Origin of the sequence: Litorerythrobacter xanthomarinus (assembly GCF_046254955.1) — a bacterium.
GTDB lineage: Bacteria > Pseudomonadota > Alphaproteobacteria > Sphingomonadales > Sphingomonadaceae > Qipengyuania_C.
Genome location: NZ_JBJXRG010000003.1, coordinates 111,518 through 128,619, shown reverse-complemented (window position 1 = coordinate 128,619; position 17,102 = coordinate 111,518). Strand labels below are relative to the sequence as shown.

The following is a 17,102-nucleotide window of genomic DNA, read 5'->3' as shown; positions in this document are numbered from 1 at the left end:
TGCCCCACGCTAATCTGAGTGCGCATGTCCGAGTGGTACCGCCAGACCGAGTGGAACGACGAGATCGATGATTTTTTCTTCGATAAGCTCTCTCGCGCCCGCTCGCAGCGCGATCAATACATCGTCATCCAGGCGCTGACGCTTTCGCAAAGCTTCCCGGAAGTCGCCTTGCGGCTGGTGGATTATTACTTCGAAACCCGAACCGACGATTTCCACGATGGCCGGGCTCGTGTCGCCGCATCAAACGCGCGCTTTGCCATGGGCGGCTACGAACAAGCGCTTGATGAGTATCTTGAGGGAATGACCGGGGATAACAGCGAAGGTGGGCTACTTGTCGGCTCGCCGATCAAGTTTGCCTTCCTGACCGCGCGGTACCGTTCGCAGAAGCATTACCTGCCGGCGCTAGATGTGCTCGACGGACTGGATGAACCGCCCGAAACGGCTCTGGAAGTGAGGTTCATGTATCTAACGAGCTATGCGCTCATTCTGCATGAGAGCGGCAAGGATCCGCTTGGCGCCGTGCCAATGGCGGAACAGGCGCTTGCCATGCCGCAAGAGTTAATCTCGACCTTTGCCGATGTGGTTTGGCGCCTGCGCGGTGTTACGCGCAGCTAAGCGCGCGCCCGATTGCGACGAACTCTTCGACCGAAAGCGTTTCGGCGCGGCGTGTCGGATCTATGCCAAGTGCATCAAGAGCATCTAGCGCTCCGGGAAGCCCTTTCAGGCTCTGGCGCAGCATCTTTCGGCGCTGCCCGAAAGCGGCTTCAGTCACGCGTTCCAGCATGCGAGCGGAAACGCCTTCAGGCATCTCGCTAGGCTCGATATGGACTATCGCGCTCATGACCTTCGGCGGCGGCGTGAATGCGCTGCGATGGACCTTCATCGCCAGCTTCGCCGACGAGCGCCATTGGGCGAGAACCGCGAGCCGCCCGTAGGCGTTGGTGCCGGGTGCGGAGACAATCCTCTGCGCCACTTCCTGCTGGAACATAAGCGTGAGTGAAGACCATTGCGGAGGCCATTCCTCACCGCCAAGCCAACGCGTGAATAGCGCTGTCCCGACATTGTAGGGCAAGTTGGCGACCACCGCGAAAGGCTCGCCCATCAGCTCTGCATGATCGAGTTTCATTGCATCGCCTTCGATCACATGCAGCTGCCCGGGATATGCCGCCAAAAGCTCGGCAAGGGCCGGCAGGCAACGGGCGTCCATCTCTATCGCGGTAACGCGTGCGCCGGCACGCAGCAGCGCGCGGGTCAGTCCGCCTGGTCCAGGACCGATTTCCAACACGGCTGTCCCCGCAAGATTACCCGGAATCGCCGCGATCCGGTCCAGCAGCTGCTCGTCGAATAGAAAGTTTTGCCCCAGCGCCTTGCTGGCGGAGAGGCCATGGCGCGCGATAACTTCGCGCAGCGGCGGCAGGTCAGTCATGCGCAGACCGTCGAGCAGCCATGTCACTGGCCATGCGGATCGCTGCAATGGTCGCTCCCGGATCGGCCATGCCCTTGCCAGCAATATCGAAGGCGGTGCCATGATCGGCACTGGTACGCACGATCGGCAGGCCGAGCGTGACATTCACACCGGCGTCGAAGTCCAATGCCTTCAGGGGGATCAGCGCCTGATCATGATACATGCAGATCGCGACGTCGAAGCGTTCGCGATACCTCGGTGTGAACAGTGCATCGCCCGGAACGGGCCCTATGGCGTCGATTCCGGCAGCCTGAAGCGCTTCGATCGCCGGCGCGATAATCTTGGCTTCCTCATCGCCGAACTTTCCGCCTTCTCCCGCATGCGGATTGAGTCCGGCAACGGCAAGACGGGGGTTCTCGATCCCGAAATCGTGCTTGAGTGCGCTTGCCACAATCGCGCAGCGGCTGCCGATCAATTTGGTGGATAGTCTATCGGAAACTTCCGCAATCGCGCAATGCACGGTCAGCGGTACTGTCCTGAGATTAGGCCCCGCCAACATCATGACCGCCTGGTCGCCCGATTCGCCGCAAGCGTTCGCAAGAAACTCTGTCTGGCCCGGATATTCGAAGCCGACTGTCGCGAGTAGACCCTTCGCTATCGGTCCTGTGACGATTGCAGATGCTTCGCCGAGCACAGCAAGCCCAGTCGCACTCTCAAGCGAGGCGAGGGCCAGTTCTGCTCCGGCGCGATCGGGATTGCCCGGCGCATACTTTGCATCCGCATGGCCCAGAACCGACAAGGCTCCTGCAAAAGCATCATATGCTTCGGCAGGCGAATCGATCCGCACAATCGGGACGTTGAGACCGCGCTTCCGGGCTGCTTGAGCGAGAACTTCCGCCCCTCCAATAACGAAGAATGGCGGCAGGTGCTCCGCTTCACGCTGCGCCCATGCCTCGCAGATCAGTTCCGGTCCTATGCCCGCAGGATCACCCAGCGACAGGACGAGAGGGCGGGGCGACGTTTGGCTCAATTATAGTCGATGACCGCGTCGTTGCGCAGGTCACGAAGGTAACGCTGGGCACGCTTGTTGATGCGTTCGTCCTCAAGCTGGGCCATCAGCTCGTCAAAGCTCGGACCGCCGACCGCTTGGGGATCATCGCGGCCGCAAAGTTGCAGGACCCGAACACCTTCGTCGATCGAACCGAAGGGGGGCGTGGTTTGACCGATTTGCAATTGCAGAAGGATGTTCTGCAACTGCTCGGGCAAGGAGCGAACTGCGATCTGGTCGTTCGTTACGACCTCCGCATTGATCTCACCCGCTGCTCTCTCGGCATCACCGCAACCGCGGATCGACTGTACTGCTGCTGCAAACTGGTCGACCTGCGCCGCGGCGGCTTCCTCGGTTACATCGGGCGCAAACCCGATCGAAATCTGTTTGAGGCTCAAGAGAGCATCGCGCGGATCGGCCATCAGTACCTGACGCTTGTCGATCAGGTAGAGGATCGAAAAGCCGCCGGGGATCTGGATCGGGCCGACCAGCTGTCCGACTTGCATTTGCGAAGCTGCGGTCGAAAGTTCGCTCGGCAACTGACCGGGGCGAATCCAGCCAAGATCGCCGCCCACGGCAGCGGTCGATGCTTCAGAGAATTGCCGGGCGTAGCCGACGAAGCTGCCGCCCTGTTGCAGCTGCTCCATGATACGCTGGGCATTGTCGAAGACTGCCTGCGAGTTCTCGGCGGTCGCGGAAAGGTATATCTCTCCGATACGGTATTCATCGGTACCGCGCGAAGCCTCAAGCCGCTGCAGCAGCTCGTTCACTTCTTCCTCCGACACGTTGATGAAGGGCTGGATATTGCGCTGGAGGAGGCGTTGCCACGCCAGCTCACCCTGGATCTGACGCTTCAGCGAGCCCACCGACGACCCGATCGAAGTCAGGTACTGGTCCATCGCGGCAATATCCTGGCCGAAGTTTTGTGCCGCCACACGGGCGTAGGTCTGGTCGACTTCGGCTGGATCGATCACGATTTCCTGCGCGCCAGCTTCCTGCACCTGAAGCGTTTCGTCGATCAGGTTCCGCAGAACCTGCATTCGCAGACGCTGCAATTCCTCCTCGGGAAACTCAGTCTGCGAAGCAGAAGTAATCAGCGCGAGCCGCTGCTCGACATCGGTTCCAGTGATGACCTGACCGTTGACGACGGCCGTTGCAACTCGGACATTCGGGTCATTGTTCCGCAAAAGGTTGATGTCAGAAGGAAGTTCGATGCCCCCCCGCGTGCCTGAAGCCTGGGCAAAAGCTGCACCCGGCGTGGCCAGGAGGCTGGCTGCTGCAAGCGCTGAGACAATCTGCTTCGAAACGGTTTGGATCACGTAATATACCTGTCTGCCGGTGAGATTCTCACCCAATGATGGCTTGGCCTTTGCTCAGCCGTGGCTGAACCGAAGCTGAGCTAGCGGCGCGGATAGCGTGTTTGAACCCTGCTGCCAATCGGTCTGGCTAGCGGAATCCCAGATTACGCAGGGAGAAATAGAGCTGGAAGGTATCACCGCGTTCGGCGTCGCCTGCATCGGTATAGTCGCGCCGCCATGTCACGCCCAATTCGATGCAATCATCCTCGTAAGCGATGCCGAGGCGCGTACGGACAGGATCGAAGCCGTCCGAGGTCAAATTAGGGTCTTCGTTACGATCGGTCAGGTTGAAAACCCCTGCGCCAAAAATTGACCAGTATCGTGCGAAGGCGACGCGCACGGCGGCGCGGAGCTCCTCACGATCCTGCAAATCTTCCACAGTCGAGATATTGCGATTGAGCCGCAAGTAGCCGACCTCCGCATAGGTTCGCCGACTGCCAACTGTTGCATCAAATTCGTTGCGACGGATGGCAAGGTTGTCCTTGTCGAGGCGGAAGCGATGCGTGAGCTTGAGGAAGTCGCGATACCGCACCTGAGTCCGCCCGACGAAATCCGAAACCTTTTCCGAAAGGCCGGTTCCATCGGGCAGGATATCCCGATCCGAATCGAGGCTATAGGATTGTCCGATGGTCGTATCGATTTGCCACTCTGGCACTTTCAGCTGCCAGTCGAAGCCATAGACCATCCGAGCTCCATCCTCGATCCGGTCGTAGCCAGGGAAGCGGTTGAGAGCGAACAGGTTCGAATCCTCAAGGTCGATTGCGCGGGCGTCCTCATTGGGGATCGACAGGTTCCGGATCGGCGGGCTGGCGACGAACTGCACCCTCGGAGTGAAGACCTGGGTGCCGCCGAGCGCTTCGCCAACAAAAGGCCACTGAATGTCGATTGCGCCCACCGCGATGCCGCGCGTTTGCCAGCCGGATTCGCCGCGATAGCTGGCCGTATTAGTGAGAAGGTTCTCGTCCGAATGATAGATATCGCCGCGCACCAGTGCGCTGGCGGTAACTACCTGACCCATCCCTGTGAGCCGCCGCAAATCCCAGCGAGCGCCAGCGAAAGCACGCTGTGTGTCTTGGCCTACATCGCGTGTGATCGCGAGTGAATTGACTTGCAGTTCTATCTTTCCGCCCGCGATCGGATCGTCGAGCCGGTAGCGGAAATCCATCACCGGCAAGGCGACGGGAACCTGGCCCTGCGGTTGATTGAGACGCAGCGTTTGCGTCGCCCAGCCCGCGAGGCTGAAATAGCTGTTGTTGTCTATCCGCTCTACATCGATCGTCGAGCGCAAGCGGTCGTCGCGGCTGATATCGTAGCGGCGCAGGAAGGTGCGATCACTTGCGCGGCGCACCGAGGCGGTGACACTCCAATAGGGATCCAGCTGGAACCGGCCGTTGGCAAAGAAGTAGCCGCGCAAATCGCGTTCGGTTGTCGGCTCTCCTGTGAAAGTGGAGATGCGGCGGCTGTTCGTGGCATAGCCGGTGATCTGGTAGGCACCCTTGCTGGTCAAGTGACGCCACTGGACCGATGCCATCGGAGTAGCCTTGGTATAAAAATAGGCGCCCAGGTTTAGATCGGCATTGTCAGCAACGCGGACGTAGTAGTTGCCGCTGACCTCAAGACCATTGGTCTCCGAAATCCGCAGGTCCGGCACAAGGAAGCCCGACACGGCGCTGCCATCGGTGCGAACCGAGAGACCGGGGAGGGGCAGGATGCGGGCCCCGAATAACTCGAGAAACGCACCGCGAAAACTGATGCGGTCCTTCTCGTCATCGTAGATCACCCGGTTGGCAACAATACGCCAGCTCGGATTCTTCGAGCATCCTTCTTCATCGACCACTGCGCAGCCGCTGTATGCTGCATCGCGCAGTTCGACTTCGCCCGATTCGATGCGCTCACCGCTGCGCGCAGCCAGCCGTCCACCCTCGCGCAGTGCAATCAGGAGGTCTTCCATTGCCCCGGTTTCAAACTCGTCGGTGAGAATTATAGAATCGGTGTAGAGCTGGTTGCCATCGGCATCGACGAAGTGGACATTGCCTTCGGCCAGTATCTCGCCTTCGGGCCGGTTCCATGAAACGTTGTTGGCCCTGAGCGAGCTGTCTTCGCTCTTTAGCAACACATTGCCTGACGCCCTGACGATGTCATTTTCCGCATCATAGGCGAGCTCGTCAGCTTCGAAATCGATCATACGCTGATCGCCGGGTGCGTCGTGATTCTCGAAGTCGACGCTAAAGATCGAACCGGTGTCGCCGACTGGCTGGCTTTCGTCCTGCGCCGCAGCCTGCGCAATCGGCATAGCCGCAAGCATCGCGCTGGCAAGCGCAGCACAGGCGCGAGGCAAGCCGGGTAGGTATGCTTGCGCAGGTTTCGCAGAGGCCGGGAGCATCACTTGCCTATCGCACCCTCTCCGCCTAATCGCAATCGCCATTGAACATGCGATGCAGCACTGCATCCACAGTCCTGAAGAAACAGTTTCCGGAGAATCCATGCAAGTCCAATTCCGCACCGAACCGGCACAGGATGCACGCTTCATCGCTTACATCGTCGATAAGGCTGCCGTTCCAGCCGATATGGAAAAGGCCATCCGCGAAGGTGCGGCGGCTGCCCGCTTTACTGGTGCTGCCGGCCAGCTATTCGATGGGTTCGCTGAACGTAACGGAAAGACCGTGCGCATTGCGCTTGCAGGCGCAGGCAAGCCGAATTCGGATGATCGAACAGAGGCACTGGAAAAGGCAGGCGCTGCATTGGCAGCGAAATACTCGACGTCCGGTGAGAAGACTTTGACGCTGGATGTTGCAGGTTCGAGCCTCTCTGCAGAGGAAGTTGCAAGTGTCCTTCTTGGGCTGCGGCTGCGCAGCTGGCGCCACGATCTCTATCGCACAAAGATGAAGGACGAGCAGAAGCGCACGCTGGAAAATGTGACCGTTGTCGGCGCTCCTGACGGCACGGAGGCCGCGTGGACCGATGCCGGACATGTTGCAGATGGTGTCGAATTTGCGCGCGACCTCGTCGCTGAGCCCGCAAACAAGGTTTACCCTGAGAGCTATGTCGAGCGCTGTCAGGAGAAATTTGCCGACACCGGTGCCGAACTGGTCATCCTCGATGACGACGCAATGGAAAAGCTCGGTATGGACGCGCTGCTTGGCGTCGGGCTTGGTTCGGAGCGTGCTTCACGCCTCCTCGCGATCGTATGGCGCGGCGGCAAGGATGGCGACCCGTTTAGCGCCTTCGTGGGTAAGGGCGTGACCTTCGACACGGGCGGCATCTCGATCAAACCCGCGGCCGGCATGGAAGACATGAAGTGGGACATGGGCGGCTCGGCCTCGGTCGTAGGCGGGATGCTGGCGGTGGTGAAGCGCAAGGCAAAGGCCAATATCGTAGGTGTGGTCGGTCTGGTCGAAAATATGCCCGATGGCCGCGCCCAGCGTCCTGGAGACGTCGTGACTTCGATGTCGGGTCAGACCATCGAAGTGATCAACACTGATGCGGAAGGCCGCCTCGTGCTTTGCGACGCTCTCCATTGGGTGCAGCAGGAGTATGAGCCTGTCCGGATCGTCGACTTCGCAACGCTCACCGGAGCTATGATCATTTCGCTCGGCCATGAACACGCCGGTGTATTCTCAAACGATGATGATCTCACCGATGGCTTGCTGGCAGCGGCAAAGGAGAGCGGTGATAAGTTATGGCGCCTTCCGCTCGACCCAGCCTATGACAAGCTGATCGATTCCCCGATTGCCGATATGAAGAATGTTGGTCCGCGCGGCGCCGGATCGATTACTGCTGCGCAGTTCCTCAAGCGCTTTATCGCGGACGGAACACCCTGGGCGCATTGCGATATCGCGGGTATGGCATGGGCCGACAAGCCCGGTCGCACCTGGGGCAAGGGCGCAACCGGCTATGGTGTGCGCCTCATTGACCGCTTCGTCGCCAACTCGGTGGAGTAATATTTCCTGCGCGTTGATTTTTATCAGTTGAGCCAAAGTACACCGGAAGCCGTCGTGCCGCTTTTGGCGCGCGCGACCTTGCAGGCAGGCGAGCGTTTGCTGGTTGTCGCAGAAGACGAGGAACTTCGCAGTGCTTTGAGCGATGCGCTATGGGCAGCCTACCCTGACGCGTTTCTTGCTAATGGAGACGGGGGCAGCGAGGCTGCTTCCCGGCAGCCGGTCCTTCTGTCTGGCGATTGCGAAGCTGAAAATGCGGCGCAGTTTATTCTTTTCGCAGATGGCAAATGGCGTGATGAAGCAAAGAGCTTCGCTCGTACTCTGCTCGTTTTCGGCGAAGATCGCCTGGAAGACACGCGCGGAGTCTGGCGCATGCTGGATGAAGTTGAGGGTGCGGAGCGCCATTTCTGGAAACAGGAAGGCGGCAAGTGGCGCGAAGGCCCATAAGTCTTTCTGCACTTGCGAAGAGAGGGCCGCGCGGCTAGTTGCGCGCGCAACAAAACCACCCAATAATTCGTTCAAGGAAATTTCCATGGCGGTTACCCGCACCTTTTCGATCATCAAGCCCGATGCCACCAAGCGCAACCTGACCGGGGCTGTCACCAAGATGCTGGAAGAAGCCGGCCTGCGCGTCGTCGCCTCCAAGCGCATCCATATGACGCAGGAACAGGCCGAAGGCTTCTACGGCGTTCACAAGGATCGCCCCTTCTTCGGCGAACTGGTCGAATTCATGACCAGCGAGCCCGTCGTCGTACAGGTTCTTGAAGGCGAGGACGCTGTGAAGCGCAATCGCGACATCATGGGCGCAACCAACCCGGATGAAGCCGCAGAAGGCACGATCCGCAAGGAACACGCGCTTTCCATCGGTGAAAACACCGTCCACGGTTCGGATAGCGACGAGAACGCGAAGATCGAGATCGATTTCTTTTTCGACGAGAGCGAAATCGTCGGCTGAGCCAGAAGGACGTTCTAAGAATTTTTGGGGCCCTCGAGCAGCGATGCTCGGGGGCTTTCCTTTTGCTTGCGCACCTGTGCGGATTGGTGACCGCCCGATTCTTGTGCTAGTTCTCCGCACGGGTCGCCTGTTGGTCTTGGGGGGAAGACAATGGGAAGAGTATTAGTGATGGCCGTGTCGCTGACCTGCTACGCGGCATTTTTTGCATCTTTTGTGTATCTGGTTGGCTGGGTCGGCGCGTTCGATTTCATGCCCACGCATGTCGATAAGGGGCTTACTGCCAACACCTCGACAGCGGTCGTGATCAATATCCTTTTGCTATTGCTGTTTGGCTTCCAGCATTCGGTCATGGCTCGCCAGGGCTTTAAGGTCGGTTGGACGAAGATCGTCCCGCAGCCGCTCGAGCGCAGTTTCTACTGCCTCGCGACGGCTATCGTGCTGGGCGCGATGTTCCTCTGGTGGCATCCGATTGAGGGCTCGCTGTGGACGGTCCAGAACGAGACGGCGCGGATGATCATTTGGGCGATCTTCTGGTTTGGCTGGGCGTTCCTGTTCGTCGCGACATTGCTGCTCAACCATTTCGAGCTCTTTGGACTGCAACAGGCTTGGCATCATATGCGCGGGAAAGCAGCGGCGCCGATGACCATGAAGACGCCGCTTTTCTACAAGTTCGTACGGCATCCGATCCAGACAGGTGTGTTCATTGCGATATGGGCAACGCCCGACATGACCTACAGCCATTTGCTGTTTTCGATCGGCTACACTGCGTACATCTTCATCGGGTTGCACTATGAGGAAAAAGACCTCGTGCGCGAATTTGGCGATGATTACGTCGAATATCGCCGCAATGTCGGGTCAATCCTGCCGGGGATCGGCAAGAAAGGCTGATCTGCGCCGCCGCTCAGTTCTCGGACGCGAAACTCTCGATCTGCTCGCGGTGGCCATGGTGGCCGTCGCGGGTCGATTGCGCCATTTCCGCTCGCATCGCTTCAAGCGCCGCTGCTTCTAGCTCAATATCCAGCTCGCGATACACACGTGTGATTTCGCTCTCCCAGTCCTCTCCCAACGTCTCGAAATCGACTGCACTTGTTGGACCGGCGAAAGTGCGGAGCGCCTGCTCCATGCGCGTTTCCCGCAAAGCGAGCTTGCGTCGCCATTCGGACCGGATCTGCCCGACATCGGCGCTATCGGTCTGGCAACCCATCTGGCTGGCAACCATCGAAACGCTGCTTTCGAGCATTTCGCTTTGCTTGCGCCGAGCGATAACCAGCCGCGAATCCGGGAACTGGTCGAGCAACGCCGCGAGATCTTCCGAGAATTGCGGACATTTGAGAATGCGCGGGCGATCGGCATTCTCTTCGAGCGCGCTGTCGACGCGCAAGATGCGGGCAAACTCGTGGTAGATCGGCCCAGAATCGCGCGCTTCGCTCCATTCGAGAAACGAAGGGATGCGGTATTGTGCTTCCAGCGCGCAGGGGCTGAGTGAAAGCGCCAGCCAACCAAGCTCTTCGTCAACACGCATAGCGCCAAACGGATGCATCGTCTCCAGCCACGGGTTGACCGACCGCGCCATGGCCAGCGCCATTCGCGCCTTGAGTGCGCGCCAGTCGACCGGCTCGGACGGCACCGGCTCAATGCTGTTACAAAACATGGTCCCGGCATGCGCCGGATCCGCCGCAAGCAGCCGGTGAAGGCGCGTAGTGCCCGAACGCATTTGTCCGACCACGATGATCGGAGGCGCAATCGCGGTTTCGAGGAGGTGAGGGCGATCGCGCCACAGCTTGCCCAACCTATGACGCTTCGCGATGGCATTGCGCAATTGGCCGTAGGCCATGGCATGGCCCAGTGCATTCAGATCGGCTTCCTCGCCAAGCGATATGCAGAGCTTTTCCAGCCGCTGGCGAAAATCTTCGACATCGTCGGGCGAGCGCCCCGAATGCTCATCCTGGCTGGCAAAACCTGATGCGCCGCGCTCCCACAGGTACTCGGGATCAAGCGGCGGCTTTTCCGAAAGCCCCGAATCCCAGGTCCAAGCAAAGAAGGCTTCCATCCGGCGCGCGGTGGCGGAACTTTCCAGCGGATGATTGCGAGGCGGCGACATGCGGGCGGCCTAGAACTCGTCTGCAGCGTCGAGCAGCTTGGTCAGGCGCTTCGGCGCAACCGCCTGCCAACTGCGCTTGAGCCAGTATTCGACCTGTTCCCAGTCAGCACCCGGGCGGTTGAGGACGATCCCGACCCAGCCGCTCGCGCCATAGTAGGCCGGTCTGTAGAATGCGTCAGGGTCGCGTTCGATCAGCGCGGTCATTTCATCGATCCCGCTGGTCTTGGCGAGCAGCGCGATCGCATCCTCGCCGTGATGTTGGTCGCTGAAATAGGCGAAGTATTTGCCGCTCTTGCCGCCAGTGCGCCACCCCGGCGCGCCGTGGCTGGGGCGCTCCTCGACTTCAGGAAGATCCATGGCGCGCACCCGGACCTGGTCGAGCAACCATGCAGCATCGAATGGCCTGGAAACATAGTCCGCCAGCACGCGCGGATAGAGCTGATGCTCGGCAAAGAGCACTCGTGCTGCAAGGCTTTCCGGTGTGTCTTCCGGCAAGACCGCGACTTCAGTTTGACCGAGGATCTGGCCCGCATCGAGTTCGGCAGTGACAAGGTGGACGGTAACCCCCGCCACTGTATCTCCCGCTTCGATGGCTCGCTCATGTGTGTCGAGGCCGGGATACTTGGGCAGCAACGAAGGATGAATATTCAGCGCGCGGCCTTCCCATGCCCTTACGAAATCCTCGCCCAGGATGCGCATGTAACCCGCCAACGCGATATACTCCGCACCGGAATTGCGCACCGCTTTGTCCATCGCCGCGTCGTGTTCGCCGCGATTCATGCTCTTGTGCGAGAGTGCGAATGTCGGAATGCCTTCTGCTTTCGCCAATTCCAGACCCGCAGCATCGGGATCATTGCTGGCGACGAGGACTAACCTAAACGGCGCATCGGGCAATTTGCTGGCATAAAGCAGCGCGGCCATATTGCTTCCGCGGCCGGAAATGAGGGCGGCGACTTTGGCCTTGTCAGGCAAGGTGCTGCGCTTCCCATGCATCGCGCGCCGACCATGTGCCGGCCGCTCCACGCACGGTGCAGCCGCGCGGGCCTTCGACAATCTTGCCGACTGGGATTACCATCTCGCCTGCTTCCTCCAGCTCCCTCGAAACGGCAGCGGCATGCTCTTCCGTCACCGCGAGCACCATGCCCACGCCGCAGTTGAACGTGCGCGCCATCTCGGCCGGTTCGATATTGCCCTGCGCTTGCAGGAACGCCATCAGGCCGGGCTGCTCCCACGCGGCGGCATCGACCTGCGCCTGCGCGCCTTCGGGCATCACGCGGGGGATATTCTCCAGCAATCCGCCGCCCGTGATATGCGCCAGCGCGTCGATCTTGCCTGCGCGGACGAGCGGCAGGAGGCTGGCGACATAAATCCGAGTCGGCTCGATTAGCGCATCAATCAACAGGCGCTCCCGGTCGAATAGGGCAGGGCGGTCGAGTCGCCACATCTTGTCTTCCGCGAGCTTCCTGACCAGCGAGTAACCGTTCGAGTGGACGCCTGAACTGGCGAGGCCCAGCAGCACATGGCCCGGCGCAACCTTATCGCCGGTCAGCTGCTCGCCGCGCTCGACCGCTCCGACGCAGAACCCGGCGAGATCGTAATCGCCATCGCCGTACATGCCCGGCATCTCCGCCGTTTCGCCGCCGATCAGCGCGCATCCGGCCTGCTTGCAGCCATCTGCAATACCGGCGATCACACGCTCTGCGATACCGTTCTCGAGCTTGCCGGTGGCGAAATAATCGAGGAAAAACAGCGGTTCTGCGCCCTGAACGATCAGATCGTTGACGCACATGGCGACCAGATCAATCCCAACTGTGTCATGCCGGTCATACTCTATCGCCAGCTTCAGCTTGGTCCCGACCCCGTCATTCGCTGCCACGAGCAGCGGATCATCATATCCCGCAGCCTTGGGGTCGAAAAATCCCCCAAATCCGCCGATTTCGCCGTCTGCGCCGGGCCTGCGCGTGGCTTTCACTAGCGGACCGATCGCCTTGACCAGCGCGTTGCCTGCATCGATCGAGACACCGGCTTCGGCATAGGTGTAGGAGGGCGTGTTCGAACTCATACACACGCCATACTTATTCGCGCTTGGATTTCCATGGTCGATTGGGCAAAAGAGCCTCGGTTTTCCCCGATGACCCAAATCGCAACCCTTCCTCGCCCGTCGCTCCGTTCGCTTCCTCTGCTGTTGGCGCTGTGCGCGGCCGCGCTTTCGGCGGGTCTTCTGCTGAATGCGCTTTTGGCACAGGTTTCCGGCGAAAGAGGTATCGCGCCGGTTGCGGCGAGCAGCGATATCGAAGTCAGCGGGATCGATGTCGATGTCAGCAGTTCTACGACCCGTGAAGCGCGCGAAACGGCCTGGCGGCAGGCCCAGCGAAGCGCCTGGGAACAGTTGAACGGTCCAGACCTGCCCGATTCGCGGTTAGATGGGCTCGTTTCTGCCATCGTAATCGAAAAGGAGCGAGTTGCGCCGGGTCGCTACATCGCTACGCTAGGCGTGATTTTCGACCGGACGCGCGCCGCTGGCTTGTTGGGCGGTGACGGCGAAGCTCTCGCCCGGGCTTCGGCTCCAATGCTGGTTGTTCCAGTCACTTATAGCGCTGGTTCGGCCACCGTCTTCGAAATGCGCAATCCATGGCAGCGCGCGTGGGCAGAGTTCCAACCTGGGCGGAGCCCGGTCAACTACGTGAGGCCGACGGGCTCGGGCGGGGATTCGCTCTTGCTGACTTCGGGACAGGTGCAACGGCGCAGCCGCACCTGGTGGCGCAATATCCTCGATCAGTTCGGTGCGGCCGATGTGATAGTCCCGATCGCGCGGCTCGATTATCGTTGGCCCGGCGGACCGATCGACGGGACATTCACGGCTCGCTACGGCCCGGACAACCGTTTCCTCGAGAAGTTCGAGATGAGTGCAAACACGCCGGCAGAGTTGCCCAACATGCTTGGCAAAGCAGTCACCCGCTTCGACACGATATTCCGAAAGGCGCTCGCCAAGGGTAAATTGCGACCCGATCCCACGCTGAACCTCGGTTCGGGAGAATCAGATCCGGCTATTGCACGCCTTATCCAGATTGGCTCCGCAATCCGCGATCGCGAGCTTGCCGTGCTCGAAGGCGCAAGCGAAGTGCCGGTAGTGACGGCGACTGAAGCACCCACTGTCCTGCGCCAGCACTCGGTCCAGTTTGCGACGCCTGACGCGCAAGCTTTCGACGCCACGCTCGGCCAAGTTCGCGGCACGCCAGGAGTACGCGGCGCGGCAATCAGCAGCACTGCAATCGGCGGCACATCGGTCATGCAAGTGACTTATGCCGGATCGCTCGACCAGTTGGCTGCTGCCTTGCGAGGGCGTGGATTTACGGTCGTGCAGGGCAGCAGCGCGCTCGCAATAAGCCGCTGACGAGCCGCGCGATGTCGCAGATCATCCTTCCGTTATCCCTGCGGCGCGAGCTTGAGCAAATTCGCATCGTGGTCGGGAATGCCAATTGCGCGGCGGTCGACGCATTGGCCGATCCGTCGCCCTGGCCGTTCCGGACTGCGATCCTGCTGGGACCGCCGCGATCGGGTAAGACGCTGCTCGGCCGCTGGTTCGAAGCACAGGGGAAGGGCGCAGTGATCGACCATGCGGACGCGATGGACGAGACGCAGTTGTTTCACCGGTGGAACCGCGCACAGGAAGAGAATTCTCCGCTCCTCTTGATCGCCGATCGCGAAGGCTGGGATATTGGCTTACCGGATCTTAGATCGCGGCTGGGCGCTGCGCTTCATCTCAGCATCGGCGCGCCCGATGACGAAATGATCGCCGGATTGATTGAAAGTCATGCGGAACAACGCGGACTTGCACTGGGCGAGGGCGCACTTACCTATCTTGTACCGCGCACCTTGCGCAGCTTTGTCGCGATTGAGCGGCTAGTGGAGGAAATCGACCGGTTAAGCCTCGAGCGCAAAGTCCCCGCGACGCAGGCCGTTTGGCGTGCCGCGCTGGAAGCTGTGACCGGTCCGGAGCAGGCGCGCTTGCTTTAAGCGTGCGAAAATGAAAGGATCATGCCGATGTTCGACCGGCTGAACGCCTATCTCGACTCGATCAAGGCGCGCGATCCCGCTCCGCGTTCGCGCTGGGAAGTGCTGTTGTACCCCGGTGTATGGGCGATGTTTTATCACCGCATTGCGCATTGGCTGTTCGGAGCGAAGCTGTTCTTCCTTGCCCGGCTGGTGAACCATTTCTCGCGTTTCCTCACGGGGATCGATATCCATCCGGGCGCCAAGATCGGGAAGAATTTCTTCATCGATCACGGCTTCAGCGTTGTCGGTGAGACAGCGGAGATCGGCGACAATGTGACCATGTACCAGTGCGTTACGCTGGGCGGTACCAATCCCACTAATGGCAAGGGCGGGAAGCGCCATCCGACCATTCGCAGCAATGTGATCATCGGCTCGGGAGCCCAGATCATCGGGCCGATTGTCGTGGGCGAACGCGCCCGAGTTGGCGCCAATGCCGTGGTGACGGATGATGTTCCCGATGGCGCGACAATGATCGGTATGAAAGCCCGCTCCACGCTTGTGCCAGCAGAAGAGTGGATCAAGGAATTCATTCCTTATGGCATGACCCCTGAATGCGAAGATGCGGAAGGGAACCGCATTGATTGCATCGAGAAGCTGGAAGGTGAACTGATCGCCTTGAAGGCGGAAATTGAAGCGCTGAAATCGGCTCCGACGGCAGATACCATGCCGCCGAGAAGTGGAACTGATAGCTGATGGCATCTTACCCGATTGCCGGCTCGGGTGGGTCGGTACTTGCTTTTCCCGGACGGCGTGTATCGCAAGTCGGTTTTTCTCGCGACGAGCTACAGCGTATCCTCGACCTGTACGGAAGGATGGTCGCCGCCGGACAATGGCGCGACTATGCGATGGACTTCACCCGGGATGTGGCAGTTTTCGCGGCCTTCAGGCGCGCAGCGGAGCGGCCCCAGGCCTGTATCGAAAAACGCCCCAGCCTGCGCAATCGTCAGGGCATGTGGACGCTGACGGGCGAACACGGGCAGGTGCTGAAGCGAGGTCATGAACTTCCTGGCGTGCTGGCTCCGCTTGAGCGCAAGTTAGTGAAAGCGGTCGACGGCTGAACCATAGGCCCAGCCGTCGTTCCTACCGCCCATTGCAAGCCCTTACTCTGCCGGAAGCATGTGTGCTTCGGGCAATCGCGCCTGGATGTCGTTAGGTAGCTTTTCAACCACCAGTCGCCGCATCGGCGTCCAGAAGGCCGAAAGTGTCAGCAAAGCCGATCCGATGACCAGCGCCGTAAGCGCGAAATTCAGCTCAACCGCGCCGAAGCGATCGAACAGGAAAGTCAGCGCGATCAGCACATAGGCGAGGGCCGAAACAAGCAGTGCGCGGCGGTCGATTGCCAGGGCCACCAGTCCCATCGCGATATATACCAGCAGCACGCCAGCAGCGGCACCAACGCCGATATCGCCGCCATCGGTCACACCCAGCCAATGGAAAAGCGGGTGGGCGAGCATCGGGGCAGCTGCGAGATGCAGCCAAAAAGCCACGTCACTGCGCCGGGTTGTCCTTGCGCGGTCGCTGGCGTCCCACCGCATGGCGAGCGCAAAGATGGCGAGGCCGACCATGAACACGAGCGGGATTATGATCCGCTCGCCATCATTGTCGAACATCGGCATCACGATTGCCGCAACGAGGGCAATAACCGAAACGCCGACCGCAACCGCGCCTGCGGCTACGGTGATTGGCACCATGAAACGTCGCCAGTGGAGCCAAGCGGCTCCCGCAGTTATCAGCGCCGATATGGCAATCAGGCCTGCCGCCAGGCGTTCGTTGTCGTTCTCGGCAAGGCTTACGATAAGGCCCAGCTGAGCAGCGAAGACGCCGCCAACGAATGCCAGCAACAAAATGATGCTGGGGAGCGCCATGCGCCGCTTGCGTGTGAAGAATTCCGCCAGGCCCCAGGCCGTCGCTGCCACAAATGCACCGGCCAGCATGGATGGACCGTCAACCGACGGCATGATTGCCTCGCCTATTGCTCCAGCTGCCACCAGCATGATTACCGCGCCGATAGCTACGAAAACGTCGTTGAAGCTTGTGATGAGGCGGAAATTCTCTTCGTCGCCGCGCGGCATGTCACGAATCTTGCTAACATGCGCTCGCAGGGCCGATGCCGCTTCTGCGCTCACAGCGCCCGCGGCAACCGCCGAGTTTAGATCTTCGTCTGAATACATGGGTCTCTCCCCCCGATTTGATCAGGGGGAGGTACCGCAGGCTGTATTACTGTGTCAATACAGCAATCAA

At 60.2% G+C, this 17,102-nt stretch carries 17 protein-coding genes; 9 read left to right on the top strand and 8 right to left on the bottom strand.

Annotated elements, in window-relative coordinates:
- Positions 1–24 precede the first annotated feature (24 nt).
- Positions 25–615: a hypothetical protein gene (locus tag ACEWMW_RS14115; protein WP_409414591.1), complete on the top strand. Its 591-nt coding sequence runs from the start codon at positions 25–27 to the stop codon at positions 613–615.
- On the opposite strand, the gene rsmA is transcribed toward ACEWMW_RS14115, so the two are convergent.
- From rsmA to ACEWMW_RS14095, 4 genes are all read right to left on the bottom strand, one after another.
- The gene (gene rsmA, locus ACEWMW_RS14110) at positions 602–1,426 is read right to left on the bottom strand and encodes a 16S rRNA (adenine(1518)-N(6)/adenine(1519)-N(6))-dimethyltransferase RsmA (protein ID WP_409414667.1); all 825 of its coding nucleotides are present in this window, start codon (positions 1,424–1,426) and stop codon (positions 602–604) included. The two genes, ACEWMW_RS14115 and rsmA, sit on opposite strands and share 14 nt — an antisense overlap.
- Positions 1,419–2,435, bottom strand: coding sequence for a 4-hydroxythreonine-4-phosphate dehydrogenase PdxA (gene pdxA / locus ACEWMW_RS14105; RefSeq protein ID WP_409414590.1), 1,017 nt, complete (start codon positions 2,433–2,435; stop codon positions 1,419–1,421). Before pdxA ends, rsmA begins: the two co-directional genes overlap by 8 nt.
- Positions 2,432–3,769, bottom strand: coding sequence for a peptidylprolyl isomerase (locus tag ACEWMW_RS14100; protein WP_409414666.1), 1,338 nt, complete (start codon positions 3,767–3,769; stop codon positions 2,432–2,434). The genes pdxA and ACEWMW_RS14100 overlap by 4 nt, the downstream gene beginning before the upstream one ends.
- Positions 3,770–3,899: 130 nt before the next feature.
- Positions 3,900–6,194: an LPS-assembly protein LptD gene (locus ACEWMW_RS14095; protein ID WP_409414589.1), complete on the bottom strand. Its 2,295-nt coding sequence runs from the start codon at positions 6,192–6,194 to the stop codon at positions 3,900–3,902.
- 100 nt (positions 6,195–6,294) lie between these two features.
- Here ACEWMW_RS14095 and ACEWMW_RS14090 point away from each other — a divergent pair, with 100 nt between their 5' ends.
- The 4 genes from ACEWMW_RS14090 (at position 6,295) to mddA (ending at position 9,592) form a co-directional block, all read left to right on the top strand.
- The gene (locus tag ACEWMW_RS14090; RefSeq protein ID WP_409414588.1) at positions 6,295–7,752 is read left to right on the top strand and encodes a leucyl aminopeptidase; all 1,458 of its coding nucleotides are present in this window, start codon (positions 6,295–6,297) and stop codon (positions 7,750–7,752) included.
- 6 nt (positions 7,753–7,758) lie between these two features.
- Complete coding sequence (locus ACEWMW_RS14085; protein WP_409414665.1) at positions 7,759–8,196, top strand: DNA polymerase III subunit chi; 438 nt, start codon at positions 7,759–7,761, stop codon at positions 8,194–8,196.
- Between the two features lie 85 nt (positions 8,197–8,281).
- The gene (gene ndk, locus ACEWMW_RS14080) at positions 8,282–8,704 is read left to right on the top strand and encodes a nucleoside-diphosphate kinase (RefSeq protein ID WP_409414587.1); all 423 of its coding nucleotides are present in this window, start codon (positions 8,282–8,284) and stop codon (positions 8,702–8,704) included.
- A 150-nt stretch (positions 8,705–8,854) separates the two neighbouring features.
- Positions 8,855–9,592: a methanethiol S-methyltransferase gene (gene mddA, locus ACEWMW_RS14075; protein ID WP_409414586.1), complete on the top strand. Its 738-nt coding sequence runs from the start codon at positions 8,855–8,857 to the stop codon at positions 9,590–9,592.
- Positions 9,593–9,605: 13 nt separating this feature from the next.
- On the opposite strand, the gene ACEWMW_RS14070 is transcribed toward mddA, so the two are convergent.
- From ACEWMW_RS14070 to purM, 3 genes are read right to left on the bottom strand one after another with little or no spacing between them, the layout of a single operon-like run.
- Entirely contained in the window at positions 9,606–10,805 is a 1,200-nt protein-coding gene (locus tag ACEWMW_RS14070; protein WP_409414585.1) for a sulfotransferase, read from the bottom strand.
- Positions 10,806–10,814: 9 nt separating this feature from the next.
- Complete coding sequence (purN, locus tag ACEWMW_RS14065; RefSeq protein ID WP_409414584.1) at positions 10,815–11,777, bottom strand: phosphoribosylglycinamide formyltransferase; 963 nt, start codon at positions 11,775–11,777, stop codon at positions 10,815–10,817.
- Positions 11,770–12,867 (bottom strand): phosphoribosylformylglycinamidine cyclo-ligase, encoded by a 1,098-nt coding sequence (gene purM / locus ACEWMW_RS14060; RefSeq protein WP_409414583.1) that lies wholly within the window; start codon positions 12,865–12,867, stop codon positions 11,770–11,772. Before purM ends, purN begins: the two co-directional genes overlap by 8 nt.
- A gap of 69 nt (positions 12,868–12,936) precedes the next feature.
- On the opposite strand from purM, the gene ACEWMW_RS14055 reads away from it, so the two are divergent.
- Genes ACEWMW_RS14055 through ACEWMW_RS14040 form a run of 4 tightly spaced genes read left to right on the top strand, consistent with a single transcriptional unit; the run spans position 12,937 to position 15,919 of the window.
- Positions 12,937–14,199: a heavy-metal-associated domain-containing protein gene (locus ACEWMW_RS14055; RefSeq protein ID WP_409414582.1), complete on the top strand. Its 1,263-nt coding sequence runs from the start codon at positions 12,937–12,939 to the stop codon at positions 14,197–14,199.
- 11 nt (positions 14,200–14,210) lie between these two features.
- Positions 14,211–14,822: a P-loop NTPase family protein gene (locus tag ACEWMW_RS14050; protein WP_409414581.1), complete on the top strand. Its 612-nt coding sequence runs from the start codon at positions 14,211–14,213 to the stop codon at positions 14,820–14,822.
- Positions 14,823–14,849: 27 nt separating this feature from the next.
- Complete coding sequence (gene epsC / locus ACEWMW_RS14045; RefSeq protein ID WP_409414664.1) at positions 14,850–15,554, top strand: serine O-acetyltransferase EpsC; 705 nt, start codon at positions 14,850–14,852, stop codon at positions 15,552–15,554.
- Entirely contained in the window at positions 15,554–15,919 is a 366-nt protein-coding gene (locus ACEWMW_RS14040; RefSeq protein WP_409414580.1) for a DUF2794 domain-containing protein, read from the top strand. The genes epsC and ACEWMW_RS14040 overlap by 1 nt, the downstream gene beginning before the upstream one ends.
- 42 nt (positions 15,920–15,961) lie before the next feature.
- Here ACEWMW_RS14040 and ACEWMW_RS14035 read toward each other — a convergent pair whose 3' ends face one another.
- The gene (locus ACEWMW_RS14035; RefSeq protein WP_409414579.1) at positions 15,962–17,032 is read right to left on the bottom strand and encodes a hypothetical protein; all 1,071 of its coding nucleotides are present in this window, start codon (positions 17,030–17,032) and stop codon (positions 15,962–15,964) included.
- Positions 17,033–17,102: the final 70 nt, after the last annotated feature.

Coding starts and splice junctions, on each gene's coding strand:
- ACEWMW_RS14115 (WP_409414591.1), top strand. CDS start 25: ATGTCCGAGTGGTACCGCCAGACCGAGTGGAACGACGAGATCGATGAT.
- rsmA (WP_409414667.1), bottom strand. CDS start 1,426: ATGACTGACCTGCCGCCGCTGCGCGAAGTTATCGCGCGCCATGGCCTC.
- ACEWMW_RS14095 (WP_409414589.1), bottom strand. CDS start 6,194: ATGCTCCCGGCCTCTGCGAAACCTGCGCAAGCATACCTACCCGGCTTG.
- ACEWMW_RS14090 (WP_409414588.1), top strand. CDS start 6,295: ATGCAAGTCCAATTCCGCACCGAACCGGCACAGGATGCACGCTTCATC.
- ndk (WP_409414587.1), top strand. CDS start 8,282: ATGGCGGTTACCCGCACCTTTTCGATCATCAAGCCCGATGCCACCAAG.
- mddA (WP_409414586.1), top strand. CDS start 8,855: ATGGGAAGAGTATTAGTGATGGCCGTGTCGCTGACCTGCTACGCGGCA.
- ACEWMW_RS14070 (WP_409414585.1), bottom strand. CDS start 10,805: ATGTCGCCGCCTCGCAATCATCCGCTGGAAAGTTCCGCCACCGCGCGC.
- purM (WP_409414583.1), bottom strand. CDS start 12,867: ATGAGTTCGAACACGCCCTCCTACACCTATGCCGAAGCCGGTGTCTCG.
- ACEWMW_RS14055 (WP_409414582.1), top strand. CDS start 12,937: ATGACCCAAATCGCAACCCTTCCTCGCCCGTCGCTCCGTTCGCTTCCT.
- ACEWMW_RS14050 (WP_409414581.1), top strand. CDS start 14,211: ATGTCGCAGATCATCCTTCCGTTATCCCTGCGGCGCGAGCTTGAGCAA.
- epsC (WP_409414664.1), top strand. CDS start 14,850: ATGTTCGACCGGCTGAACGCCTATCTCGACTCGATCAAGGCGCGCGAT.
- ACEWMW_RS14040 (WP_409414580.1), top strand. CDS start 15,554: ATGGCATCTTACCCGATTGCCGGCTCGGGTGGGTCGGTACTTGCTTTT.
- ACEWMW_RS14035 (WP_409414579.1), bottom strand. CDS start 17,032: ATGTATTCAGACGAAGATCTAAACTCGGCGGTTGCCGCGGGCGCTGTG.